This window comes from Fulvivirga aurantia (assembly GCF_009711475.1).
GTDB classification, from domain to species: domain Bacteria; phylum Bacteroidota; class Bacteroidia; order Cytophagales; family Cyclobacteriaceae; genus Fulvivirga; species Fulvivirga aurantia.
The window spans coordinates 1-25,078 of sequence record NZ_SMMD01000941.1 but is presented as its reverse complement, the minus strand read 5'-3'; the positions used below and the strand labels follow the sequence as shown (position 1 = coordinate 25,078).

Annotated in this window: 24 protein-coding genes; 17 read left to right on the top strand and 7 right to left on the bottom strand. The window is 41.0% G+C overall.

Going from position 1 to position 25,078, the window contains the following annotated elements; all coding sequences use genetic code 11:
* Window positions 1–208: 208 nt before the first annotated feature.
* From E1176_RS19105 to E1176_RS19090, 4 genes are all read left to right on the top strand, one after another.
* Complete coding sequence (locus E1176_RS19105; protein WP_185152886.1) at window positions 209–655, top strand: hypothetical protein; 447 nt, start codon at window positions 209–211, stop codon at window positions 653–655.
* A gap of 8 nt (window positions 656–663) precedes the next feature.
* A complete protein-coding gene (locus tag E1176_RS19100; protein ID WP_155212650.1) occupies window positions 664–942 on the top strand; it encodes a hypothetical protein in 279 nt (92 codons plus the stop codon).
* 223 nt (window positions 943–1,165) lie between these two features.
* Window positions 1,166–2,389, top strand: coding sequence for an alpha/beta hydrolase-fold protein (locus E1176_RS19095; RefSeq protein WP_155212649.1), 1,224 nt, complete (start codon window positions 1,166–1,168; stop codon window positions 2,387–2,389).
* Between the two features lie 279 nt (window positions 2,390–2,668).
* Window positions 2,669–3,403: a hypothetical protein gene (locus E1176_RS19090; protein ID WP_155212648.1), complete on the top strand. Its 735-nt coding sequence runs from the start codon at window positions 2,669–2,671 to the stop codon at window positions 3,401–3,403.
* A gap of 40 nt (window positions 3,404–3,443) precedes the next feature.
* On the opposite strand, the gene E1176_RS19085 is transcribed toward E1176_RS19090, so the two are convergent.
* The 3 genes from E1176_RS19085 to E1176_RS19075 form a co-directional block, all read right to left on the bottom strand.
* Complete coding sequence (locus E1176_RS19085) at window positions 3,444–4,142, bottom strand: DUF4386 domain-containing protein (protein WP_155212647.1); 699 nt, start codon at window positions 4,140–4,142, stop codon at window positions 3,444–3,446.
* A gap of 261 nt (window positions 4,143–4,403) precedes the next feature.
* Window positions 4,404–7,097 carry a CHAT domain-containing tetratricopeptide repeat protein gene (locus E1176_RS19080; protein WP_155212646.1) on the bottom strand — a complete coding sequence of 898 codons (2,694 nt, stop codon included), beginning with the start codon at window positions 7,095–7,097 and terminating at the stop codon, window positions 4,404–4,406.
* Between the two features lie 11 nt (window positions 7,098–7,108).
* Window positions 7,109–9,580 (bottom strand): hypothetical protein, encoded by a 2,472-nt coding sequence (locus E1176_RS19075; protein WP_155212645.1) that lies wholly within the window; start codon window positions 9,578–9,580, stop codon window positions 7,109–7,111.
* Window positions 9,581–9,751: 171 nt separating this feature from the next.
* Here E1176_RS19075 and E1176_RS19070 point away from each other — a divergent pair, with 171 nt between their 5' ends.
* The 13 genes from E1176_RS19070 (at window position 9,752) to E1176_RS19010 (ending at window position 22,963) form a co-directional block, all read left to right on the top strand.
* Complete coding sequence (locus E1176_RS19070) at window positions 9,752–10,492, top strand: DUF2589 domain-containing protein (protein WP_155212644.1); 741 nt, start codon at window positions 9,752–9,754, stop codon at window positions 10,490–10,492.
* 12 nt (window positions 10,493–10,504) lie between these two features.
* Entirely contained in the window at window positions 10,505–11,119 is a 615-nt protein-coding gene (locus E1176_RS19065) for a DUF2589 domain-containing protein (protein ID WP_155212643.1), read from the top strand.
* 20 nt (window positions 11,120–11,139) lie between these two features.
* Window positions 11,140–11,532, top strand: coding sequence for a hypothetical protein (locus E1176_RS19060; protein WP_155212642.1), 393 nt, complete (start codon window positions 11,140–11,142; stop codon window positions 11,530–11,532).
* A gap of 79 nt (window positions 11,533–11,611) precedes the next feature.
* Window positions 11,612–12,838, top strand: coding sequence for a peptidoglycan recognition protein family protein (locus E1176_RS19055; protein WP_222933183.1), 1,227 nt, complete (start codon window positions 11,612–11,614; stop codon window positions 12,836–12,838).
* 458 nt (window positions 12,839–13,296) lie between these two features.
* Complete coding sequence (locus tag E1176_RS19050; RefSeq protein WP_155212640.1) at window positions 13,297–14,310, top strand: alpha/beta hydrolase family protein; 1,014 nt, start codon at window positions 13,297–13,299, stop codon at window positions 14,308–14,310.
* Window position 14,311: 1 nt separating this feature from the next.
* On the top strand, window positions 14,312–15,199 hold the full coding sequence (locus E1176_RS19045; protein WP_155212639.1) for an acetoacetate decarboxylase family protein: 888 nt from the start codon (window positions 14,312–14,314) through the stop codon (window positions 15,197–15,199).
* Window positions 15,196–15,672, top strand: coding sequence for a hypothetical protein (locus tag E1176_RS19040; protein WP_155212638.1), 477 nt, complete (start codon window positions 15,196–15,198; stop codon window positions 15,670–15,672). The genes E1176_RS19045 and E1176_RS19040 overlap by 4 nt, the downstream gene beginning before the upstream one ends.
* Window positions 15,669–16,040: a patatin gene (locus E1176_RS19035; RefSeq protein ID WP_155212637.1), complete on the top strand. Its 372-nt coding sequence runs from the start codon at window positions 15,669–15,671 to the stop codon at window positions 16,038–16,040. The genes E1176_RS19040 and E1176_RS19035 overlap by 4 nt, the downstream gene beginning before the upstream one ends.
* Window positions 16,037–16,459: a DUF4345 family protein gene (locus E1176_RS19030; RefSeq protein ID WP_155212636.1), complete on the top strand. Its 423-nt coding sequence runs from the start codon at window positions 16,037–16,039 to the stop codon at window positions 16,457–16,459. The genes E1176_RS19035 and E1176_RS19030 overlap by 4 nt, the downstream gene beginning before the upstream one ends.
* A complete protein-coding gene (locus E1176_RS19025) occupies window positions 16,456–17,835 on the top strand; it encodes a patatin-like phospholipase family protein (RefSeq protein ID WP_155212635.1) in 1,380 nt (459 codons plus the stop codon). Before E1176_RS19030 ends, E1176_RS19025 begins: the two co-directional genes overlap by 4 nt.
* Window positions 17,832–19,502: a metallophosphoesterase gene (locus E1176_RS19020; RefSeq protein WP_155212634.1), complete on the top strand. Its 1,671-nt coding sequence runs from the start codon at window positions 17,832–17,834 to the stop codon at window positions 19,500–19,502. Before E1176_RS19025 ends, E1176_RS19020 begins: the two co-directional genes overlap by 4 nt.
* A gap of 22 nt (window positions 19,503–19,524) precedes the next feature.
* Complete coding sequence (locus tag E1176_RS19015; protein WP_155212633.1) at window positions 19,525–21,852, top strand: GMC family oxidoreductase N-terminal domain-containing protein; 2,328 nt, start codon at window positions 19,525–19,527, stop codon at window positions 21,850–21,852.
* 607 nt (window positions 21,853–22,459) lie between these two features.
* Complete coding sequence (locus E1176_RS19010) at window positions 22,460–22,963, top strand: hypothetical protein (protein WP_155212632.1); 504 nt, start codon at window positions 22,460–22,462, stop codon at window positions 22,961–22,963.
* Between the two features lie 73 nt (window positions 22,964–23,036).
* Here E1176_RS19010 and E1176_RS19005 read toward each other — a convergent pair whose 3' ends face one another.
* The 4 genes from E1176_RS19005 to E1176_RS18990 form a co-directional block, all read right to left on the bottom strand.
* Complete coding sequence (locus E1176_RS19005; protein ID WP_155212631.1) at window positions 23,037–23,609, bottom strand: hypothetical protein; 573 nt, start codon at window positions 23,607–23,609, stop codon at window positions 23,037–23,039.
* 105 nt (window positions 23,610–23,714) lie between these two features.
* A complete protein-coding gene (locus tag E1176_RS20805; protein ID WP_185152884.1) occupies window positions 23,715–23,903 on the bottom strand; it encodes a hypothetical protein in 189 nt (62 codons plus the stop codon).
* Between the two features lie 130 nt (window positions 23,904–24,033).
* Complete coding sequence (locus tag E1176_RS18995; RefSeq protein WP_155212629.1) at window positions 24,034–24,813, bottom strand: tetratricopeptide repeat protein; 780 nt, start codon at window positions 24,811–24,813, stop codon at window positions 24,034–24,036.
* On the bottom strand, window positions 24,759–25,078 hold a 320-nt coding region (locus E1176_RS18990), incomplete at its 5' end, for an RNA polymerase sigma factor (protein WP_425482597.1). The genes E1176_RS18995 and E1176_RS18990, both read right to left, overlap by 55 nt.

Below are 25,078 nucleotides of genomic sequence, written 5' to 3'. Positions count from 1 at the left end.
TTAATTATGAATATCTAGCGACAAAAACATTAAATCAGCATTGACTTATATGCTATTTGTACTTGACAGTATAAATTGTATGCAATTATGGTTTTTAATCAAAGTCAGTTCATGGTTGTATGAAATTAAAGCCTGATAATCAGAAGTTTGCATCTCATGGTTTTTATGATGACCTTAAATGTAGAATGGAAAGCGTATGAAAGGAATAGTGAAAAAAATAACAGTAGGAGTGGCGGCAATGGTTTTTCTAGGCTTCACCGTAAGCACTGCGGTAGCTCAATTAAGAACGCCCAGTTCGGTAGGTACCTATGAAAAAGGAACAATAACACTCGAAAGCGCAGAAGAAATTGACGATTACATTTATATGGATATGATGAATCCGCAAGATTTTCAGAAAAGAGTTTTTCTAATTGATGAGGAAGCTTATGCGGCATTTACTGAGGGGGAAGAAGTAGATGAAAAGGCCACAAAGTACGATTCCAAAGACCTGCAAGGCTATTCGCTTGAAAATGGCAAAAAATTTAAAAGGGCGAGTTATGTAAATCTTTTTGCGAAAAGAAAGCAGGATAAAATTCCTAAACCACTATTGCTCGAGGTTGCCGCAGAAGGAAAAGTAACTGTGCTTAAAAACATCACCATACGCAAGGTTTTATAAGTCCCTATTTGCCGGACCCTACGAAAGTGAGTGATGCTGAGTATGCCGAATGGCAGGAGAACAACTTCGAAATTTTAGCCCAGAAAGGAGAAGAAAATCCTGTAAGTCTATCTACCATAAACATTAAAAAACTTGTTGGTGATAACCGAACAGTTTTAATGAACTATGCTAAAGATGTATATAGTTTCAGATCTTTATTGACAAAAGAGCCTGTCTTCGAATCGAGCTTCCAAACGGACACACTAGAAGCACTCTCCAAAATGGTGGAAGATTATAATAAGTCATAATCTCAGGTAGAAACCGAGCCCCAAGCTAACTGCTCCAAGACGCTGGTTATTGCGAGTGAGGTACGAGCGAAGCAATCGCTAAACTAAGGATTGCCGTGTTGCGTTTGCAATTACCAGTTAAAGGATACGGTTCTCATAATTATCTAAACCTCAAAAACCCCAATCCGCTATTGCCGTATTAGGTATAGTTCCTTTAAATCTTTACCACTAGACAAACCCCCAAATGACCAAACTATTCGTTACAGCACTATTGCTATGCTTCACCTTATTACTTCATGCGCAACCAGACATCAACTATAGCATAAAAGTGCCATCCAAGCATTTACAGAGTCAGGAAAATATACAGGTATACCTACCCAAAACTTATCACCAGGGCGATAAAAAGTACCCGGTCTTGTATATTCTCGATGGACAATGGTTTTTCTTAAATGGCGTGGCCATACAAGAGACACTACGAGGCGATGATTTGCTACCTGAAATGATTGTAGTGGGCGTGGACTACAAATCCCGAAGTTATCACGATAGCCTGCATTTTGATTACTGGAATGAATTAAGCAGGTACGTGCAAGAAGAACTTACTCATTTTGTAGATCAGAATTATAGAACTAACGATGAACGTGTGGTCTTCGGATGGGAGAACCCGTCATTTATGGTCAGTGAGTTTTTATTCCAGAAAACCCCATCATTTTTAGGTTTTATAGCCTCTAATGGGGGTTATGTAAACGATGAAATGCTGGAGTCATTCCAGGCATATGATGGCGAACCATTGTACCTCTATGTAGCCAATTCAAAAAAAGACATATATACCGTCAGCTCTTCAGACGGATTGGCTGAAAAACTATCTGCTCAGACGATAAATAACCTGGAATGGACCTATGAGTTGTTTAATCAGGAAATACATGAATCACTTGCATATACCTCACTATATCAGGGACTTAGGTTTTACTACCACAATTATGGATCTAAAGTATTTAGTGGGACAAAAGAATTTCATGATGAAGGTGGTTTACCAGCATTGGAGGACTACTTTAAGGCTCGAAGTGAGCGTTTTGGCACTGATCCAGAAATAGATGCATCTACTAAAAACAGCCTGATTTGGTTGGCCTGGAAGCAGGATGACTTCACGTCTTTTGATCTTTTTATGAATGAGTTTAAAGACGTACTTTCTACGTCTCGATATGCTTCAGCCTACTGGCAGAACCGCCTTGGACAATTCTACTTAAAATATGAAGATGCTGCTCACGCCATCGAATATTTCACACGTGGAATTAATGAGTATCCTGACCCTGAATTTATGACTGTGATGCATGCTGGTCTGGGTAGTGCCTATGCACTTGAAAATGAGATATCAAAAGCCAAAGCCCACTACAGAGAGGCCATCAAACTAGCCAAAGCTAATAATGACGACCAGCTGCAAGCCTATGAAATGAAGTTGAAAAATCTTTAACTAATTATCTCTTATAGCGACTGAGCTATTATCACTTATAAAGGCTATTGATATTACTAAAATCTAATTAAATCAATAAAACTGGACGGTTAGACTCCTCCAAAAGCCAGGTATTGCGAGAGAGGTGCGAGCGAAATCTTAGAACCAAGAACATGTGAATTGTATAGTACTGGCGCATTCTGGAATAGTTATTATTAGTTGAGTTTAAGCCTGAATATCAGAAGTTTGCTTCTCATGCTTTTTATGATGAAATTGAATGAAGACAAAAACCACGATATCATGAAACATTCTACCTTATTACCTGCCCTAATGCTGTTTTTTTGCTTCACATTCAGTAATGTCATTGGTCAATTGAGAACACCTAGCTCTGTTGGGACCTATGAAAAAGGCACAATAACCCTGGAAAGCGGAGAAGAAATTGACGGTTACATATATATGGATATGATGAATCCACAAGATTTTCAGAAAAGGGTTTATTTCATCGATGAGGAAGCTTATGCGGCTTATTCTGAGGGTGAAGATGTGGATGATAGGGCTACGAAGTATGACTCCAAAGATCTTCAGGGCTTTTCACTCGAAAACGGTAAAAAATTCAAACAGGCCAGGTATGTCAATCTCTTTGCTAAAAGAAAGCAAGACAAAGTGCCAAAACAGCTGCTGTTAGAGGTTGCTGCCGAAGGTAAGGTTACAGTTTTTAAAAAATATCATCACACACAGGGATTTATAAGCCCTTATTTACCGGACCGTACGAAGGTAAGTGATGCTGAATACGCAGAATGGCAGAAAAACAACTTTGAAATTTTGGCCAGAAAAGAAGGGGAGAAAGCAGTAAACCTATCTACAATTAACATAAAGAAACTTGTAGGGGATAACAGAGCGATTTTAATGAATTATGCCAAAGATGAATATGGCTTCAGAACGGCATTTACCAAAGGTCCGGTCTTCGAATCCAGCTTCCAAATGGACGCCTTGGAGGCGCTCACCAGAATGGTAGAAGATTATAATAAATCCTAACTAAGGTTTTATAATGTTCCATAAGCCAAAAGTGGATTGACTACAAAGGAGATTCTGATTTGGGTTGGCAGGTCACATTTGCAGGTACATTAAAGCCTTTAAAAAAGAGCCATAATGGCATAATAATTTCGTACAGTGCCCCTGGAATATATAATGTTTCTCCACCCAAATTACATCCTAAAATTTCAGAGACCATTTTGAATAGTAACAATCCATAGCCAGTAATACCTACAATCGTTATTATTCTTGGAATGAGTTTATACTTGTATAGCAAATAACACAAAAATAAGCTTCCAATGCTAAGTGAAATCATTGCTAATTGAAATGCACTATATCTAGCCATTTTCAAGAGTACTCCAAAAGTCTCAAAATATGGTTCATCAACCCCAGCAGCTTTGACATATTCCTCACTCAGAGGAATTATAGATAAAAGGCTAACTGCACTTATAAGAAGTAACACTCCTTCAGTGATTCTTGAGCCCAAGTATGCAAGAGCCACCTTGTGACTATATTTTGCTAAAATTGGGAAAAACATAATACCAATACTCACCACCGAAATATCATTCACTAGCTGAAGTATTGCTCCTAAACCAATTTTATTTGAGTTAGGATAACTTTCTTTAAGATAGTCCGAAGTGTACACAATTTCTGCAATTATTTCATCCCCAATCAAGAAGGTTGTGGTAGATAATAAGAATAATGAACCTATGACTACAGCAGTTTTACGTTCTTTGTTCATATAATTATTTTGTAGGCAGACGACTGAACCGACTGATTGTTACACTAATCTTTTTTCTTTTTTTTAAATCAGCTTTCCGAGGTCATCTTTTTTTTTGGTTTCTCAATTAATAAATGTCACTGCGGGTGCCTTTGCGTGGAAATCTATTGAGATAATATTTGAGAAGTAGATCTGTACTGGACTGGAATTATATCAAAGTCATGGGCACTACCTGGGTCGCAAATTCTGGCTAAATAATAATTTTAAAAGGCACACCGCTCCTCAACTCCTCGTAAGTACGAAAGCGCCCCAGTAGTAGGGGTCAGGGTATTTTTGTCGTAAGGCGAGTTGCGCTTCCCGAAAGGCGCTCGTGATATCTCCTGACTGTAGGTACTTTCTATAAAAGGTAGTCATTAGCTCTTGTGTGGCCTGGTCATCTACCTTCCATAAACTCATGATCAAATGGCGTGCACCAGCGATGGTAAATGCTCTAGATAGACCATAAACACCTTCGCCATTTACCACATCACCAAGACCGGTTTCGCAAGCACTAAGCACCACCAGGTCGGTTTGGTATAGGTTCATATTCATGGCATCATAAGCGGTAAATACACCATCGGTTTTCTGACTGTTGGCTGTAAGTAAACCAGATCTAACCAGGGGGTTAGCTCTTCTTAATGACCGTGTATTGCTATCACCAGAAGCTTCATCCTTATCAAAAAAACCATGGGTGGCGATATGTAGGAGTCGAGGTTTTTGAATTTCCTTGAGCGAATTTTCTGTTGCCGCATCTTTGGTTATTAATAGCACATCTTCAGCGTCAAACAAGCCTCCAACAACTTGCAGCTCGACCGATGTGCCCGGAAGAGGCGCCACCTTGGGGTTGCCAAAATCCGGATTACCAAAGAGTACAACCTGCTCATTGCTCGTTTCACTTCGGGTGTCTGCTAAAGTAGCCGTGTTAGTGACAATCTCTATTTGTAGTTCATTTATAAGATGCTGGTTGTTCTTTTGTAATGTATTAATGCTTATTAAATTATAAACGCCATCAAGACTCAGGTATAGTTGATCTACCTGACCTAAGGCCTCTTGTAATGCAGCCCAGTAGGTGTCATAAGAGAGTGATTCCTCTACCTTATTTTTTACCCCGTTACGATAGTACCGCAACATTTTGGTCTCCATGGCATCGGCACTGCCCAATTGTACCAGTTCTATTTTACCGGATTTGAGCACCAATGCGATATAGGCTGCTTCAGAAGCTGAGTAGGTATTGCTTACCCGTATGATCTCCACGGCTGCCGACTGAGGTTCAAGCATAGCAGACACATTTGACCATGTCGTTGTTGAGGAAACACCCTTTAAATCAAGCGCTCGATAGAGTTCTTTCTCGATCTCATTTACCTCCTTTTCAATACTTAAAATATCAACACCCAACGTCTCTAATGTTTCATCGTCTGCTTCATAATACCCGGATAATGATTGCCTAAGGGCCGTCCAATAAGCAAACAACTCTTTGGTTTCGGCACTGCCATCTTCCTCAATTTTATGCCTTAGGGCATTGCTATTGGCCATTAGGAGACCCTTCGTTTTAAGCCGTAAGTTATACACATCATTGAGCACGGCAGGAGATAGGGTGTAGTATTCGGTGGCAAACGAATAAAACGCATCGAGTTCCACTTTTAAATGGGTCCAGAATTTCGCTTTCTCAATATCACTAAAGCCATAAAAATACTTATCTATGAGTTTTAAGTAGCTTTTTGTTACCGACCTGAAAGTCTGGTAAGCTACGTCATGCTTACCCAGTTTCCATTGACAAATGGCCACCAGATTTTGACTTTTCAGATAGTCTTTATTGAGTTTGCCGAGTGTAGCCAAACGTCCTGAGGCCACTTGCTGGAGTAGCGTTTCTGCTTCAAGGTATTTACCCTGGTCCATGAGAAATTCACCTTTTAGGGCAAGTGCATTCCAATAAGCCAGGCCTTCTTTTCCATCTTTTTTAAAGCTCTTGAGAAAATCATCAAACTGCTCTTCGGTCATGGAAGTGCTGGCGTTGGCCAACCCCATGTTGGCTTGCATCATTTTCAGGTAATCATAATCAGGGTGTTTGGTGTATTTCAGGTTTTCATAGACCTGTCGCGCTTGTTGTAAAAGTTGAGTGCTCAAGTTATAACTTCCATTTTCTGCATGTACCAAGGCCGCGTTGATCAGTATTCTGGCTCCGTCCAGCGAGTGGACAGGGAACTGATCTATATTTTTCGAAAGCTCAATCAACAGTGCAGTAGCCTCTTGTTGCCGACCCAGGTTGGCAAACAACATGGCCTGGTTATTTTGTACAATAGCCAGTTGAAAGCTATTGGCCCCACGCACTTTTTGATAGTATTTGGTTACATAATTTAGCATATCTTCTGCCGCCAGATACCTGCCCTGATCTTTCCTTAAAACAGCCAGATTATGCAGGGTAGCTACGTAATATTCACTGGTTTTGCCAAACTCACGCCCACGAATAAGCATGGCATTTGTATATAGCTTTTCCGCGACACGTAAATCGCCAATCATGTGGTGGTAAATGCCAAGGTTGTTGAGTGCTGACGTTACGATAAGCCACTTTTCTTCGCTTAACTTTAGCTTTATAATCTGCCTTAATAGTTTTTCAGAAGTACTAAAGCGATCATCGATGCGTGCTGATTTTCTGGCAACATCAACCAGGTAAAATCCTTTTTTATCATTAGGAATATAATACTCGAGCACCTCGTGGTAGTACCGGACAGCCGGATGGTATTGCCCTTTTGAAAATCGAAAATCACCATTATGTAATTTAGCCTCAACTTCTGTGTTGAAGTTGTGCTTTCGATCTACGCTGTCAAAGGCGATCTGCACACCATCGCCCAGGCTGATGGCCAGCTTCAAGGTACCATCGAGCTGGCCATAGGCAATGCCTGACAGGCAGAAACAAAAGACTGCAAACAATGATCTCATGAAAAAAAAGCTTACTGGTTGTAAACCTTACTATGAAGGAATTTCATCGTCACCATCGGGTTTTGCATTTTCTTAAGTCCCTTTTGTTGCTCCTTTTCCATCTGTAAATATTCAATGCTACCCATTAAATCACCCTCTATCTGGAGGTAGGTTCTATTAGGTATGTAAATGGAAACTTTCTTGGTTGTTTCATCTAAGATAATGTACTCTTTCGCATATAGGGTCACAATTTCTGCGTTGTCCCAGTCTATATCCTGGCCATTTGCGCCATTGAATTGAAAGCTACCTCCATTACCGCCAAACGAATTATTAATGGACGTTTCCACGCCCTCCAATGCCTCAGCAGCCATTTGGTTGGCAGCTTCACCGATGATCTTGTTGGTAGTAGGATGTGGGTTTCTAAAATGGACGAGGTTTTCATACCGGTGTAGTACCTCCGCATAGTCATTCTCATAATTGATAAACTCTTTCTCCTGACCATTTACCGTAACTACAATCTTACTCAAAGAGCCGTCATTGGTGTACTCCACCACGCTACCGTCTGACTTGGTGAGGGTGACATCGGTAGCAAAGGGTAGCTCAGGCGGAAATGATAAAGCAATTTGTCCCTCAATTTTTTCTCCCGATGAGGTGATCACATAGCCGTTGTTTTGTACAGACTCATTTAAGCTGGCTGATGCCAGGAAATTATCATCTAGTGGGTCATATACTTCCATCACTTCTTCTTCATTAAAGCTGATGTTGGTTAACTGGTCACCGTATTGAATAGTAACGGGTTTAGATGGGTCTGAAGTAAAATACAGTGCGTTGAAACGGTTATCAGCATAAGCTAACCAGCCGCTATATGCGTCACCCTTCGCATTGGTGATGGTGGCTTTACGAAAATTTCTACGTGGTTCTTCATATGCAATGGTGCCGCCATTGGTTAGCTCATCAATAGTGGCATCGCTCACACCATAGACGCTTACCTTAGTTTCTACATACTCCTGCGACTGTCCATCGCTTGTTAACTTAAAATACCGGTTTAAGGCGCCATCGTCATTGGCCCTAACGGTGATTTCAAGGTCTCCATAGAGGTAGGCATCGCCATCTGTCAGCCAAAGCCAACCTGGTCGTTGAGAAGCAAAAACACTGTTCGGAAAAGGCGTATAAGCCTCGCTCGTGAGTAGGCCATAGTCTACCACTTCTTTGCCTTTATACTTGATTTCTTCTCCATTTTTTTTTCTGAGAAAGTAGGTTGTCAAAGCTCCGACAGATTTAACAGAGACATCACCCACTTGCGCACTGCCGTCTGCCAACCTTAAATATCCCCACATGTACTCTGTTCTGGAAGAGCCCTCATTTTGTGTCTTATATCGCCATCTTGTGGTTTGATCGATCAAGTGGCCGTTTACATGTGTGGCCTCATATACTTGTTTCTCATACGCCTCCATGGTAGCAGGCGGTAGGTTTTGTTGGTAAAACTCCAATTCATCTGATGCATAGTATTGCAGCGGTGCATCCTCATTTTCTAAAAAATAGACGTCTGATAGGGTAGAAAGCGCGGTTTTAGCCACCAAGCCTTCTTTTTTCGTACCATCAGACAAGGTCAACGTGCCCGGGAAAAATTTCAACTCAGGGTGTATTAAATCATAAGCCACATTGCCACGCTCCAGGGCCTCCTTCCAATGTTTCTTTGTTACATCGATACCATACGTTTTGATGTCTTCATATTTATACCTTGTGGCCTTGCCTTTTTCTGACGCTCTCAATTGTACCTGAGAGGTAAATTCTCCTTTACGGGATACCTGTATATAGCCAGTTTGCTTTTGCCCACTAGTGGTTTCTACAAACCCGGGTAAGCTCTGAGATTTGTAGCCCGTTTCCAGTATACCTAAAGGGCCAATAAATTTAGGGTCTTTGTATTGCTTGACCCCAAAGTTGGATACTTCCTCTGCATCGAACGAGTACTTTTCTTTATCAGCCGTTTTTACATCAAATTTCCTGATCTTTTGTTTTACCTCTTTGATGTCAATACGACCTTCATATGTCTTACCATTTTTTAAGGTTACATAGCCAAAATCGGTATAACCATTTCTACCTTCACTAACGGCCTTATTGCCACCACTGGTACCGGTCATAAACTTACTGATGCCCCGATCGACCTCAACCCAGTAGAATGCGCCTGGTGTATCGTTTACTATTGAGTTAGAAAGCCCATAAGCTGAAAGACTTCTGGGGATGAAACTGTATTTTTCTCCTGAGTTGGTTTTTATCCGGATGCCGTATACATTATCGTAAGCGTTGCCAACAAGCGAGATCTTACCTTCTAATTGCGTGCCGTCCAGTAAGGTGACATAGCCATTGTCATATTCGGTAGTGTAGGGGTGAAAACCCGCCTGCCGGGCTTTATAGTTTATTTCCTGACTGGTATTGGTTTGGCCATAGGCACTGAAAATTCCTATAGCCAGGGTAAATAGTAAGCAATTTTTTTTGGATAACATGGGGTTGGGTTATGGTTTAGAAACAAACAAGATAGTGAAATTTTTGAAACCATAGCTTTGGAACCTTTCCTTGTACCACATCATCAATTTTAGAGTGAAAAATACCCAAGGTTGGGTATTGATATTGAATTACACAAGCTCTAAATTTTCAAAAATTAAAACACCTTATTAATGTCGAATAAAGATGCTGGTCACGATAAAGATAGTAATGCAGATAAGTCCTTTGAACCTATTACGCTGTCCTCAGCCTTACTTGCTCCTGTCAATTCCATATTTGAAGCGCAAATACATGCCGCACGTGCCTTTCTGAATTTTATTCTGCAAATGGGCTTTCGGCACAAGTATGATGTGGAGTTGGACGAATTGGATGATGATAAAATAGAAAAGAATGAAAAAGCCAGAAGAGAAGGAAAAAAGAGGATGAGGGAGTTGTTTGATAAAAAGAAAGATCAAGGTCTTTCAAGAAAAGAAACCAATGAGTTAAGGGAATTGAGCTGTAAACATGGTGACCTTTTTCAGCAGATGGTAGAATATGTTGACGATACAGGTAATCAATTTGTAATTAATATTCCAAATCTGGCACTATTGCCCATTAAGCCTTTGGCTATTACAGAAGGAGATTTTTCTTATGAATTTGAAGTGCAAAGTCAAAACCATGATTACAAGCAAATGGGGGCTGCTTACAACAAAAGCCCTGACGAAGAAGGTAAAAGGCCCTGGTTTTTGATAAATGAGCCGAAATCCATCCGGGGAAGTTTTGCTACCAGAAAAGAAGAATCTTCAGAAAGATCTATCAAGATCAATGTAAAAGTGGGTAATACTGAGATGCCTTATGGCTTGGAAAAATTACTCACCCATTTGACAAACAATATGGATGCCATTGATAGAGAGGATGGAACCGTAGCACCTTAATTTATTCGAAACATGGCAAAAGGTAAAAACAGAGATAAAGTAAACACAAAAAATACAGATAAAATGGCTGAAAAAGACGTACCTACCATCGCATCCCCATCAGAATTTGCTAAAATTCCCTTGGATTTTGTAATTGCCACACCGCTATTGACGACTATTGAAGCGCATATGGCTGCAGCTGAAACCACGCTGCATTTCATAAAAGGTTTAAGTGGTCAAAATCAGACCTTTAAGATGAATCTGCGCACCACAGATAAAGAGGGAAAAGAATCATCGGAAGAACGAGAAGTAAACGTTCCTTTGTTGGCGATAGCCAAGGTTCCCAGCCTGAATTTTGATTCGTTAAGCGTAAGTTTTAAATACAATATTTCGCAAGTTATAACAGAGACTAGTGGCACCAAAAGCCGTGCAAGTGCCGAGATAGGTACCAAGGGACTACTTTCAAAGTTCTTATCTGCCAGCTTAACAGGCTCAATTGAGCATAGCTCTAATAGAGAAAATACCGTAAACAGAGGAGGGACATTAGATGTGAAGATTCATGTTAGCGAGTCCCAGCTTCCTGCTGGTCTTGAAAAAATTATTAATGCCATGGTAGAAAATATACCTGTCCCAACTAAAAATTCATAATGCGTGGCTTTACCAAAAGCTTGATAAAGGAAGTTATACAAGCTGACATGGCCATGCATGAAGCCCAAATAGAAGCATGGGCATGGATGAATCGGAATAGGCCTTCTGGAGACCATATTCCCAAAGACATTATGAAGGGGTTAAGCAAGGGCCGATACCTCACTATTAATGAAGTTAGGTTTGAGTTTTTTGTACGGCCGGTTAATTCCAAGACTTTGATCGCACGTATGTGTCTTTTCTTTAAAGTTTTGAAAGGTGATTTACTTACACTTGCAGGCGGGCAGGTATTCGAGTTTTGCAGCCATGTTGATGAAAGGGCGGAGAAAATAGATTTAAAGATAAGGCGTCTGGATGATGGAACTATAAAAGCTTCATACAAACCTGCAGATATGGAAACGGCAAACTTAATGTAAGATGAACCCTGTAACCAAGGCAAAGGATTTTAGGGTGAACCTAGCCCAACACCCCACAAAGCGCTATACCCGGAGGCCATTGGAAGTAATTACACATCTTGCCGTGCATCATAGTTTGACCACTTCTGGCTCTGCAAAGGCTTTTGCTAATTATCACGTAAAGAACAACGGCTGGCCTGGCATTGGCTATCATTATGTGATCGAAAAGAATGGTACCATTATTTGGTGCAACGATTTAGATCTAAAAACATATCATGTTGGTAAAGGTAACCGCTATTCTATTGGGGTATGTATGGTTGGTGATTTCCGTTCCCAAAAACTTGAGACTGCCCAGTATGAAGCTCTACAGTACGTACTTAAAAGACTGATGGCTGAATTTTCCATTGTAAACACCCACGTACTAGGTCATAGTGAATATCCCGGTTACGCGTGGAAAGAATGCCCATGTATAGATATGGATACGGTCAGACTCAGCCTTGAGAAAAATGAGGTGAAAAAAGCAAAAGCATACCGAGGCATAGATTATAACTGTGCCAAACATTATATATTCAATCCAAATGTAATTTTAGTCAAACCAGGAGAGACCGTTATGAAAGTTGTTTCCGGTATTAATCACCTGGAACCCGGAGATGTAAGGATACAAGACAAAACGTTGCCTCTCGAAAAGAACGTGGTGGAGCCTGTGGCTATTAAGCTGGTCAATGAAAACGAACAAATTCCTAATCAGGTCAGGCAACTCGTGTCCAGAATGAGGCTTCAAGAATATACGGTCTTTACCGATGATAGTAAACCCTATAACCTCAATTTGGTAGGTATGCGTAAGGATAGGGGTACCGTTAATCAATTTGACGATAAATTATTTGTATTTTGGAAATACCACAGCATATGGAGCCTCCGGGAATACCAGATAACCACAGACCCAGGTTTGCCATACCTTCAAGATCCATTAAATCCTGCAGGAACAGCGGTGCTCAAAGAAGGCCAATATAGAGGAGCCTATCGTATTGGCAAACACAGGAACAAATACAGTGCCCTGGTACAAGCGAAACCTGTCACCGTATACCGTGACAATGACCTCGATGGAATGATAGACTTATCAGGAATGCGAGAGCAAACAGGTTTCTTTGGTATCAATATACATCGGGCTACCGCCTCCGGAACCTCAGTTCATGTCAATAAGTGGTCAGCCGGATGTCAGGTTTTCTCAAAGTCAGATCAATTCGAAGACTTCATAAAATTGTGTAAGTCTTCGGCAAGCTATTGGGGTAATTCATTCACTTATACGCTACTCTCTGAAACAATTTAACTCCTTTTATTCTGACCTTACACGACCGACCAGAAAACTGATATCTTGCTATAGGTTATAATGGACTGCTTTATAGCCTCTCCCAAACTTGATTCGGGATTAAACTAACTTTGTTCTTGGCAGGCATTCTTGTCAGCCTATGGCTGAAATTATATGAGCCGTTGATCTTTCTCTTTTCGTTTCGTCACTCATTTTTACCTGAACCTATTAACACTACTAGCTACGAGGAGCGACTGTACCCCATGTAAGGCATTGACCTTGCGGGTAGGAGAGTGGCAAATGTGGATGATTTTCAGTCACTGACCCACCTGTTGTTTATGAAAAATACCCAAGGTTGGGTATTGCATGAAAGTTATATTTCTGTAATTATTACACTATTCTAATTTCGATTTACATCTAACCTTATTTGCCCGTTGTAGCTACTTCTGAGTAAACAATTGGTACATAATAAACACAATTTGAATTATAAATTTAATCATATTGAACTTCAAGCCCCGGACGATCAACCTCTTGAGTTGATACACGCTACAAGCAAAAGAAATCCATGGAAAGGACCATTGCTACTGGTGCACGGGGCAGGTGTCAGGTTCAACATTTTTAATCCACCTACCAGTCAGAATATAATCATCTATGCCCTCGTTCAGGGCTATGATGTATGGCTCCTTAACTGGCGGGCGAGTATCGACCTTGAGCCAAATGAATGGGATTTGGATAAAGCTGCTCAGGACTATCCGGTAGCTGTTCAGAAGATAGTCGAGTTGAGTGGCTACGATGAAATTAAAGCTATCATTCATTGTCAGGGCAGTACCAGCTTTATGGTTTCGGTCATGCTTGGCTTACTGCAACAAGTCAAAGTCATAGTCAGTAATGCCGTGTCGCTTCACCCGGTTGTGCCGGATTACTCAGTTTTTAAGATGAAAGCCTATGTGCCCATCGTTAAGAATTTTTTCACTTATCTCAATCCTCAATGGGGCAGACATGCTCCGGATTTTAAATCCAAACTGCTAAAGCTGATAGTGTTTTTGTTCCATAGAGAGCCCGACACTATGGTGGGAAAATTCGTAAGCTTCACATATGGTGCTGGATGGCCAGCACTTTGGGAATTGGATAACCTTAATGAAGAAACGCTAAACTGGATTCAGGATGAATTCGCAGAGGTGCCCCTAACATTCTTTCTGCATATGAAGAAATGTCTAAAAGCAGGACATCTGGTATCCAATGATGAAAATGAAATATCTTATGTCAATAAACCCTACAATCAGCCCGCCCGGATAGCGCTGTTCGCAGGAGCTGAAAACAAATGCTTCCTGGCGAAAAGCCAGCAACGCACCTTTGACTATCTTGAGAAAAGCCAGCCTGGAAGGCATAGCCTACATATTATCGAGAACTACAGTCATCTGGATATATTCTTCGGTAAGAATGCACACGAAGACGTCTTCCCAATAATGTTCGATGAATTAAACAAATCCTGATATGCCACCAAAAAGAATTAAAAAGTATAAAGACCGATATGCGCTGGTAGACAGCATACCCTACCAAATGCCCATATATGCCAAAGACTCACCGGCTTTAATGGCAGGCTTTTCCTGTGACTGGAAAAAGGCTAATGCACTACTTCCGGGTAACGAGCTTCACGCACTAAAACTGCCAAATGGCAAAGCGGTTTTACTCATCACTGTGATAAACTATGTGAATACCAGCATCGGTAAGTATATAGAATACAGTATAGCTATCGGCTGTACCCATGGCAGTAAACCAGCTCCACGGATTTTTAATGTCGCCATGATGAAGAAATATGGCACCGGTCAGTATATACTTGACCTGCCTGTAAGCTCTGAAGTTTCCGTTAAAGGTGGGAAAGGTATATGGGGAATGCCCAAACATAAGGCCAATCTTGATTTTAAGGATAACGGTGACGTGGTCAGCAGCCAGTATGAAAAAGATGGCAAATTTGTTTTCAGAATAGAGATAGACAAGCCAAAATCACCATCCATGAAGGTGAAGGTAGGCACTACGAACTATTGCAAATACCGCAATATGCTCATGGCCTCTTACATCTATTTTAACAGTAAAGCCACCTTCAACCTGTTTGGAAAGGCTAAAGGAAGACTTTTTATAGGTGATCACCCTAATGTATCCATGCTGCATGGCCTTGACATAACTCCCGATCCGTTCTTTACTATGTTTTTACCAAGTGCCTCAGGTATATTGGACGATCATTTCAAATGCTGGTTCCTGACATATGAAGAACCTCCCAAAGAAATGCCTGAAGGATATGAAAGTGTATATGATCTCGGGCTGAGTGAGGATTGGCTGGAAGACCCATCGATCAATGATTACGAAAAATACCAGATCGTATGAGCAAAATTATGACACTTAACCGGGCATTGTTGATGGCGTGTGTAAGCATGTACTTTGGTACGGGCTGGTCATTGATATTATTTTCATTTCCTATAGCCCCCGAGCTCACAGTGGATAATTATTACATGCAGTTTGTGCCACAGGTACAGGCAGCAACCAATTTTTTCACCTATATGACCATGATCATGATGGTTTGTTGTATCATCTGGATCATTTCAGATTGGAAGAATAGACACAAATGGTACCCGATCATAGTGCTGGTACTGGTCATAGTGGCCACTTTACTCACCACCCAATATATTTTCGAATACAATCAACGAATGACCGATGGTATTACAGACGCTGCCGAATTGCGTGACGTACTCCGGAAGTGGATGAACCTCAATACAATACGCGTAAGCATTTGGACACTTCAGTGGCTTACCATGATCACTTACTATGTTAATCAAAATCTTAAAACCCGTTTGATATGAAAAAGTGGTTAAATATCATCGTGGTCTCAATTTCGCTGGCTACTATAGCGTCAGGGCTGTTTCAGGCGGTGGCACCGACCATTGTTATGAATGTGATATCCGCAGAGATCAATCCCACAGCAGTACACTTTTTCCGAATTGTGGGTATGTTCATGTTTCTTTTTGGAGGCCTTTTAATACATGCCGTATACAGTGTCACACCACAAAAGCCTGCTATATTATGGGCGGCTTTTCAAAAACTGGGGGCATTTGCAGCAGTGAGTCTTGGTGTATTCACTGGAATATTTTCAGTCTTGGCTATGGGAGTCGCACTTTTCGATCTTTTTTCAGGGGCTCTATTTCTTTACTACTATAAAAAAGCGACATGAAGTTCCTGGCCAACTTTTTCTTCTTTACCTACATAGGCCTGGTCGTATTAGCCGGGTTTTGGGGAGCCTTTGTTAATCCGGAGTTTGATTTCAGGATGCTGTTTAAACTGGACACTGATACACTTACCAGCTATTCTCAAATTAACCTAATAAGCCAATATCGCTTTTTACGTGCTTTAGAACTTGGTTATGGAATATTTTCATTGATGTTCTATCGTGAGATCTTTACTGAAAAGAAGTTTAACTACCTCTATCTCTGGATCATGCTCTCTGGCGCACTAGCCAGAATAGTGGCCATCGCTATTGACGGGATGCCGAGTACATTATTTATGTTTTTTCTGATTTATGAATTGCTGGGTGTAATCGTAATCTTCGCTTACACCAACCGACAGATCAAAACCTCACTTAACAGCGCATGACAGCTCAGCCATATAACAGCCTTAATCCTAAGCGGTCCCTGGTGCTGGCCGGGGGAGGCATGCGTGTGGCATATCAGGCAGGAGTAGTGATGGCCTTGGAAGAAGAGGGACTGGAATTTCACCATGTAGATGGTACTTCCGGAGGGATTTTCAACACCGCCATGCTGGCATCCGGTGCTACACCGTCACAAATGGTTCATAGGTGGAAAACATTGAAACTCAAGTGGTTTAGCTCATTGCTAAAAGCCAAAGAATACCTCAAGCCTCTCAAAATGAGAGGTCTTGCAGATGCTGATGGTATTGCCGATAAGGTATTTCCGCACATGAAAATCGACCTTTTGACTATTAATGGTAATAACAACGGAATCACCTACACATTCAATGTCTGTAACTTCTCTGATAAAACCATAGAAGCCATACCACACGATGTTGTTCTAAAAGAGCATCTGCTGGCTGGGGTGTCCTTGCCTATGTTCATGCCCGCCTTTGAGATTGGTGATGCATGGTATACAGATGCGGTATGGATCAAAGATGCCAATCTGGTGGAAGCAGTAAAGCGTGGTTCCAAAGAGCTATGGCTCGTGTGGGCTATCGGGAATACTTCACAATACCTGCCGGGAGCATTCAATCAGTATGTACATATGATCGAAATGAGTGCAGGCGGGGCAATATTGGAAGAATTTGCTCAAATACGTGCTACTGATGTCAAACTCCATGTGATCAAACCGGAATACCCATTGCCACTGGACCCCGATTTTTTCTTCGATAAGATAGACGCCCGGTCATTGATCAATATGGGCTACGCCAATGCCAAAAAATACATCTCTGAAAAATCAGAATCAGGTGTGCAACTTGACGAAAAAGCTACCAAAATGAAATATCCCGGAGACAACCTTAATCTCCGGTGTAGCTTTTCAGGCTACATGAATTTTATGGGAACCTCGACTGAAGTGGATGTACACTGTTATTATCAATACATATCGGAGAAAGATGAACTTCATATTTACGCCAGTCTTGAATTTGACAAATCGGGAGTAGATCATTCTCTTTATAATGCCCATACCACTGTTACAAGAGACGCGAACAGACCACCCATCTGGAAAACTACAGCCACTTTTAATTATCAGAAAACTGCCTATGAATTGCAACTCGAAGTACCGTTGGCTGGTGCTGCAGATACAATCATCGGCCTTGGGTTTAAAACCGCACACCTGCATGTCACAGATCACAATGGAGTCATTTCATCAGCGGTACTTCATCAGTCCATTCGAAGCAGACTCAAACATGCATTGCGTCTAAACCTGCTTATGCGCGATGGAAGTCATGGTTCCATATTCAAAAAGTATCAAATACTCTCAAAACTCAATAAAACATGAAATTCACAAGAAAACCCATGGTCAACTGGTATGACCTCAAACAACTTGCCTCTACAGGTATAAAAACCATGATCTCAGGTGTGTTTGGGAATTTTGCTGACAAAAGGGAGTTTCAGGCAGCCTATGCCCGTGGTGAAAAACCATTCGTGATAGATAATGACAAAGAGGAGATATGGATAGATTACATATCCGATCTGGGTGATGGGTTCGATGCTACCTACACCATGGCTCATCTTCTGGCGCAGGACACACTAACCATCGATAATACTACTACACAGCGTGGCCGCATACTGATCATGGGGGGAGATGAAGTTTACCCCACACCGGAGAGGCGTGAGTATGAAAATCGTCTCAAAGGACCTTATGCCAACGCATTTCCTTGGGAACAAAATATAGAAACCAGCCTGTTCGTCATACCGGGAAACCATGATTGGTATGACGGGTTGACTAATTTTATGAAAGTTTTTTGCCAGGGAAGAAGTATTGGAAATTGGCTCACCGAGCAAAAAAGAAGCTATTTCGCTCTCAAGTTACCCCATAACTATTGGGTGTTTGGGATTGACATCCAGCTTCATGCTGATATCGATGAGCCACAACTTGATTACTTCAGAAAAATCTCTCGCGAACAAATGCAGAAAGGCGATAAGGTCATACTTTGTACTGCCGAGCCTTCGTGGGTATATAAGTCCTGGTCAATGAAGAATACCTCGGACGATCGCATGAGATTTTTTATTGATAATATCATACTCGGAGCCACGAAAAACTATTATGGTAGGGAAGAGGATGATGTTCAGGTGGTAGCCATACTTACCGGAGATATGCACCACTATTCACACTATGAAGAGAAAATAGGGGGTATAGTAAAAAGTCACCTGATCACGGCTGGGGGAGGAGGTGCCTTCACACACCCTACACATTTTCTCAAAGCTAACGTTGAGGCCGGAGACAATTGTACTCGTGAACTGACTAAAAATGGGATCTACCCAACTCGAAAACAATCCTTGGGCCTTGGCTGGTGGAATCTGGCCTTTCCAGCTTACAGTCCACACATGCTATGTCTCTTTGCGGTACTGCACCTGTTTACCATATGGAACCTGCAGATATTCGATCAGGCACCCGGCTCATTTCTTGAAAGACTGGGTGAGCTGGAAACTTTTTCGGCTATACTGGATCATATTTACAATAACCTGAAATATAACCCGGCAGTCGTATTCCTCCATTTTGTACTGTTAATTGGCCTGACAATGTTCAGTGACACCTTCACCGTAAAATGGAGCTGGATCATCGGGTTTATGCATGGATTATTACAGTTAGTAATCTCATACATCATGATTTATTTCATCATTGGTTTTGTGATGGATATAGGCCTTGATCTCATCTGGGGCGTATTCACATTTGCCGTTCTTGGTGGATTGGTCAGTGCTTTTATTTTCGGGCTGTATTTACTGGTCAGCACCCTTGTCATTCACAACCATCCAACGGAAGCTTTCTCATCTTTTCGCTGGAAGGGCTACAAGAACTTTTTGCGTATACACATTACCAATGAAGGTGCAACTATATATCCGATTGGTTTGAAAAAAGTCAGCAGTTGGACACATGACTTTAAACCGAAAGGCTCGCCTCCCAAACCCATTTTTATTGAAGATCCATTTAAAATCGATTCATAAGAGAATATTTAACCATAAAGCAATGAGAAGATTATCCAAACCATTGACCGAAATGAAGCCGCACTACGAAGTGGTAGTTGTAGGCTCAGGGTATGGCGGCAGCATTGCGGCCTCGCGTCTTTCCAGGGCAGGTATGGGCGTTTGTCTGCTTGAAAAGGGTAAAGAATTTACTCCGGGCACCTTTCCAAATAATATCAAGGAAGCGAAAAAGGAGATGCAGTTCAATAAAAAAAGCCTGCAGATCGGTAAGCAGAACGGACTGTATGATTTTGTGCTGGGAGACGATATTTCCGTGTTCAAAGGCTGTGGACTCGGAGGTACCAGCCTTGTAAATGCCAACGTATCGATTGAGGCAGACCCCAGAGTTTTTGAAGATAAGATATGGCCTGAAGAGCTTAGGAATGATATCGGTGCCATAAATGAGGGGATAGAACGGGCAAGAAAAATGCTGCGGCCCAACCCATACCCTGAGGGCAGGGACGGGTATCCCGAATTGGCCAAAACACGAGCCATGAGAATCTCTGCCAAAGCATTGAAACGCGAATTCCGAATGCTGGATATCAATGTCAATTTCTCATCAGGCAAAAACAATGTAGGTGTTTACCAGCCACGGTGTAAAAGCTGCGGGGATTGCGTGACCGGTTGTAACCTCGGGGCTAAAAACACAACTCACATGACCTACCTGCCTGATTCATTCAATCATGGTGCTGAGATATTTGTGGAAACAGGTGTTCACCACGTGGAAAAAGTAAATGGTCACTGGAAGATCTTTTTCACTGCATATAGCACAGACAGAGATAAATTCGATGCACCGCTTATGAGCATAACCGCTGACAATGTAATTCTGAGTGCAGGGGCATTGGGTAGTACAGAAATACTCATGAGGTCCAAAAAGTATGGCCTGGAGGTATCAGAGATGCTTGGGAAACGCTTTAGCGGTAACGGGGACTTTCTCGCATTCGGCTATAACAATGATATGCCAATCAACGGAATCGGCAGACCTAACTCTTTTTCTGGAGCTGAGATCGATGAGATCGGCCCATGTATCACCAGTGTTATAGACACGCGTAAAGAATCTTCCCTTGAAGATGGGATGACCATTGAGGAAGGCTCTATTCCCAGTCCTATTAAAGACCTGATGACACCCGCCCTTTTCGCATTTTCAAGACTTACAGGCAGAGATACTGACAGAGGTTTCAAAGACTTTATCAGAGAAAAATGGAGAGAGGTCACAAGCTTCTTTCGAGGTCCCTACTGGGGCTCCGTTAAGCACACCCAGGTGTATCTCGTTATGGCCAATGATGATGGTATGGGTAGTATGCACCTTGGAAAAAGTGATGAAGCAGTGATTGAATGGAAAGATGTGGGGCGCCAGAAGATATTTGAGAAGATCAGCGAGCAACTTCATGAAGTCAGCCGTGCCCTTGGGGGTCGCTACGTAAGAAATCCTACTTGGAGCAAACTGATGAATTTCGACCTGATGACTGTACACCCACTCGGGGGATGTGTCATGGGTGATACTGCTAAACAGGGTGTGGTTAACCATAAGGGGCAGGTTTATAATGGCACGGAAGGTTCTAAAGTTTACAAAAGCCTTTATGTGATGGATGGTGCAGTATTCTCACGGTCAGTAGGCACTAACCCATTACTGACCATCAGCGGAATATCTGAGCGAAACATTGCCCTGATGATTGAAGATAACCATCGCGAAGTTAGCTATGAGTTCCCTCAGATTCCTGATGACCAATTTGATGACCTCGACCTGAAGCCGGGGGTTCAGTTTACTGAAACCATGACCGGATATTTCCTTATGGGCGAGACCGATGATTATGATAAAGGATATTCGCTCGGTAAAGAATCTGATTCACCTTTTGAATTTACTTTAACGATACAAGTGGATGACATTGAGGATTTTATTATTGATAAACAGCACGAGGCGGCCATGATTGGTACCATGACTGCCCCTGCCTTATCATCCAAGCCGCTGATGGCTTTCAACGGTATTTTTAATCTGTTTGTGGATGATGCTAATCGCGAGGGCTGTAAGAAAATGCTTTATAAAGCTGATCTAATAAGTGAGGAAGAAAAAGCATATAGGTTTGAAGGCTACAAGGAAATATTTGATGACAAAGGTTTCGATGTCTGGCAGGATACAACCACCCTGTTTATAGATGTTTATGAGGCTGAGAAACTCATTGGTAAGGGTAAACTAAAGATCAAGGTCATGGATTTTAAAAAGCAGCTCACGACCATGACCGCACTGAATACCAATACAAAAGCAGAAGGCCTGAAGGCTCAGGCAAAATTCGGAAAATTCTTTGCAGGAAATGTTTATGACAGTTACTGTTAATTATAACAAATTTTCTTGCTAATCAGATGAGACAAATAGAATTATCTTCATCATGATACTCTAATACAATGATTTAATCTTCATTGTGGATAAAAAGATCAAGTACTTAACAGAAAGATCTAATTTCTTACAGTTACAAATACCGGGCGTGCGAAGGCACTCACTCATCATTTCTCACGCACGAAAAATACCCAAGGTTGGGTATTGAACTTCTTTATTCAAGGGGTTAATTTTAATATAAAGTTTTACCACATGGTCTCTGGATAAAGAGAGGTAAGAGTTTACAAATTATCCACAGTAAAGTAGACCGACCACTTCTAATGACCTATATGAAACTCTATCCTCAGGCCAGCTAACACCTGGAATGATGAGAAATTTCAAAACATACCAACTCTTAATTATTGCCCTTTTATTCTTGTATAGTTGTACCTCTCCTAAAGAAATATCTGAAAGAGACGACTTGGGAAGTGATCTCAGAAGCTTGCTAGATAAAGAACCAAATTCATTCATCAATTTAACCAAACCGGATTTAGGTCCTCTATTAAATTATATAGATGAACGAGTGTCCTCTGCTGATATTAATGAAAAACATACAAATGCTATATTAATGGCTACCACGAAAGTTCGAAAAGCGGAAATTACAAGCAATGGCTTTAATACTATGGCAATTGCCGGCCTGAGCGAATTAGGAGTAGGTCTTAATAGCATCAATGATGTTTGGGAAGAAGTCTTTGGTGAATCCTGGAGTGATTGGTGTGTTGAGCAATTTAAATTGTGTATGGCAGACCATGGCAACGACCCAATACGTATAGCAGGATGCGCTTTGACCTTGATGACATGTTTGGCTCTATGTGATGATGGATCAATTAAAGAACCAGTTAAAGTAATAGAATCTAACTCAGTAGGAGGGCTTTGGGATAAAGTTGAAGACCTACCCGAGGAGCCTATTGGACAAGGCCTTTGTCAATTAACCAAAGTAAAATTATCTAATGGAAGAATTGTTCCGCGATGTAAAGGAGATTGTTTAGACTCTGAAATGTGCATTGGCCCGGTTATTCGAGGAAAGGGAGAAAAACTTAGATTAGAATGTATGTGTATACGAAGAAATTAGTCTCTTAAACGACTTATTGGCAAAATCTCACCATTATTAGTTATGAAAAATACCCAAGGTTGGGTATTAATTACTAAAATACTCTTACATCATAGCAACCGTTGTAGAATCTAGCGGTTCCTCCATTGGTAACGCCACTTGCACTTAGTGCTGTCCATACTACATCAGGATCATCTGTAGTACCTTCTATAGTGACTGTATAGGGCTGATAGCACGCATTAGGTCCATTTGGGTAGAATCCGTTTAAAGTACCCTGATAAACTTGATTGACATAAACATCGATTAACCCATAATTCGGTGTACTTGTATAAAATGTAAGCTGAGAATGGAATACACAAGAACCGTCACTTTCGCTTGCGTTCGGGTCATAATTTATAGCCCCGGGGCTTGTACATCCAGGTACACCAGGGTATTGGCATGAACCATTATCTTGAGTAGCATTTGGGTTATAGTTTGTTGCATTAATGTCCATACAACCGTAGACCGTTGATGCTGTATAACGGCATGTGCCGTCATCATTCTCTGCATCAGGGTCGAAATTATCGGCTCTTGGGTCAGTACAGCCTTCTGGACAGTCGTTAAATATCGGACAGCATGCGCTAAGAACAACTGTGAAAATAATTATGAATAGATTGCGTGCTTTCATGACTTTTAAAATTTAATTGTTAATAAACTCTTTGAGTATAAGTGTACCAATCAAAATACCACCATGTACGTGTGTCATACCTTCTTTGCCAATAGCAATTACCACCTATGCACGACCAATAATAACCTGATTGAGAACCATACCAGGAGTACCAGCGTCTTTTGCGACAGTTTTTATAGTAATAGTAAACAGGGTTTCCATTGTGGTCATAACCCTGAAAGACGGAATAGCTATTACCGCAGGTAATATCGGCTGCACCCCTTTGAGTATAATATCTGTTCTCGGACCACCCACTTTGGGCGGAAAGATTAGGTACAAAGCAGATAGAAAAAAGAATGAGGAATAAGGTAGTTTTCATGGTGTAACTTTGATTATTTACACTTAATGAAAACATATTAGGTATGTAACCCTGCTTTCTTAAAAATTATTGATTTTTTAATCGGATTTCCTTTAGGAGCTTACTGTATTTAATCGTATCAGTTAATAAAAGTTGGTCTTCTGCCAGTTGAGATGACCCATTTAATAAATAGGCTAAGGATAAATAGAATCTTGCTTCCTCGTTAAAAATATCAAATGAAGAGAGGTATGTTTGAAATGATCTTATAGCTTTATCGGGCTGCTTTAATTCCAGGTAGCTAAGCCCAATATAAAATAAACTGGCTCCATCATCCTCTTCTATGGATATCTGACCTAATAAATCAATTGCATCTTCATAGTTGCCTAAGTCATAAGCATAATAGGCCTTTTCCTTGAATTGATCCGGTTGATCCTTACTCCTGGTTAGAGGGCTGATTTGATTAGGATAAGTTGTATGATATTTTTCAAATAGACTATTATTGTAATTTTCGGTATAATGGAAGATCAAATACAAACTTACAGCTAGAAATAGAACTGAAGCAGCTATTTTTAAATACCAGCTGACATGATAACTCTTTTTATCAAGAATTTTATTTTCAAAGCCTTGAATTGTTTTCAAAGTGTCATTCGAACTAACTTGTTGTACGCCCTCGATGAGTTGCTTTAATTCATCAAACAGTTTCTTAAATTCAGCATCAGTTTTCAGGCGTTCAAGTAATTGTCTTTCTGAATCTTTATTTATTCTTCCAAGCAAATATGATTCGATTAGGGTTATATCGTCTTGGCCATCCTTCATGCAGTAGTTATTCTTCGTTCTTTCATTAGTTTCCTTAATCGCTGCAAACACTTATATTTTTGATTTTTCACCGTATCTGCATTTTTGTATCCAAGGTTTATTGAAATTTCTTCCATGTTTTTTCGTTCATAATAGAAGAGTTTAAGTATTTCTGAGCAAGGGTGTCCCAAACTGATCAGGCAGTTTTCCATATTTTCAAGTTGCTGTTCTGTATAGGCTTTGTTTTCTCCAGGGGGGACTGGGATATGATTATCATTAAACAAGACGGTCATTTTACCTGAGGCTCTGGATCTTTCCATTAACTTATTTCGACCAA

What these genes read in the sequence shown, in the direction of transcription:
- E1176_RS19095 (WP_155212649.1), top strand. Translation starts at nt 1,166, where the DNA reads ATGACCAAACTATTCGTTACAGCACTATTGCTATGCTTCACCTTATTA.
- E1176_RS19090 (WP_155212648.1), top strand. Translation starts at nt 2,669, where the DNA reads ATGAAACATTCTACCTTATTACCTGCCCTAATGCTGTTTTTTTGCTTC.
- E1176_RS19085 (WP_155212647.1), bottom strand. Translation starts at nt 4,142, where the DNA reads ATGAACAAAGAACGTAAAACTGCTGTAGTCATAGGTTCATTATTCTTA.
- E1176_RS19080 (WP_155212646.1), bottom strand. Translation starts at nt 7,097, where the DNA reads ATGAGATCATTGTTTGCAGTCTTTTGTTTCTGCCTGTCAGGCATTGCC.
- E1176_RS19075 (WP_155212645.1), bottom strand. Translation starts at nt 9,580, where the DNA reads ATGTTATCCAAAAAAAATTGCTTACTATTTACCCTGGCTATAGGAATT.
- E1176_RS19070 (WP_155212644.1), top strand. Translation starts at nt 9,752, where the DNA reads ATGTCGAATAAAGATGCTGGTCACGATAAAGATAGTAATGCAGATAAG.
- E1176_RS19065 (WP_155212643.1), top strand. Translation starts at nt 10,505, where the DNA reads ATGGCAAAAGGTAAAAACAGAGATAAAGTAAACACAAAAAATACAGAT.
- E1176_RS19045 (WP_155212639.1), top strand. Translation starts at nt 14,312, where the DNA reads ATGCCACCAAAAAGAATTAAAAAGTATAAAGACCGATATGCGCTGGTA.
- E1176_RS19040 (WP_155212638.1), top strand. Translation starts at nt 15,196, where the DNA reads ATGAGCAAAATTATGACACTTAACCGGGCATTGTTGATGGCGTGTGTA.
- E1176_RS19035 (WP_155212637.1), top strand. Translation starts at nt 15,669, where the DNA reads ATGAAAAAGTGGTTAAATATCATCGTGGTCTCAATTTCGCTGGCTACT.
- E1176_RS19030 (WP_155212636.1), top strand. Translation starts at nt 16,037, where the DNA reads ATGAAGTTCCTGGCCAACTTTTTCTTCTTTACCTACATAGGCCTGGTC.
- E1176_RS19025 (WP_155212635.1), top strand. Translation starts at nt 16,456, where the DNA reads ATGACAGCTCAGCCATATAACAGCCTTAATCCTAAGCGGTCCCTGGTG.
- E1176_RS19020 (WP_155212634.1), top strand. Translation starts at nt 17,832, where the DNA reads ATGAAATTCACAAGAAAACCCATGGTCAACTGGTATGACCTCAAACAA.
- E1176_RS19015 (WP_155212633.1), top strand. Translation starts at nt 19,525, where the DNA reads ATGAGAAGATTATCCAAACCATTGACCGAAATGAAGCCGCACTACGAA.
- E1176_RS19010 (WP_155212632.1), top strand. Translation starts at nt 22,460, where the DNA reads ATGGCTACCACGAAAGTTCGAAAAGCGGAAATTACAAGCAATGGCTTT.
- E1176_RS19005 (WP_155212631.1), bottom strand. Translation starts at nt 23,609, where the DNA reads ATGAAAGCACGCAATCTATTCATAATTATTTTCACAGTTGTTCTTAGC.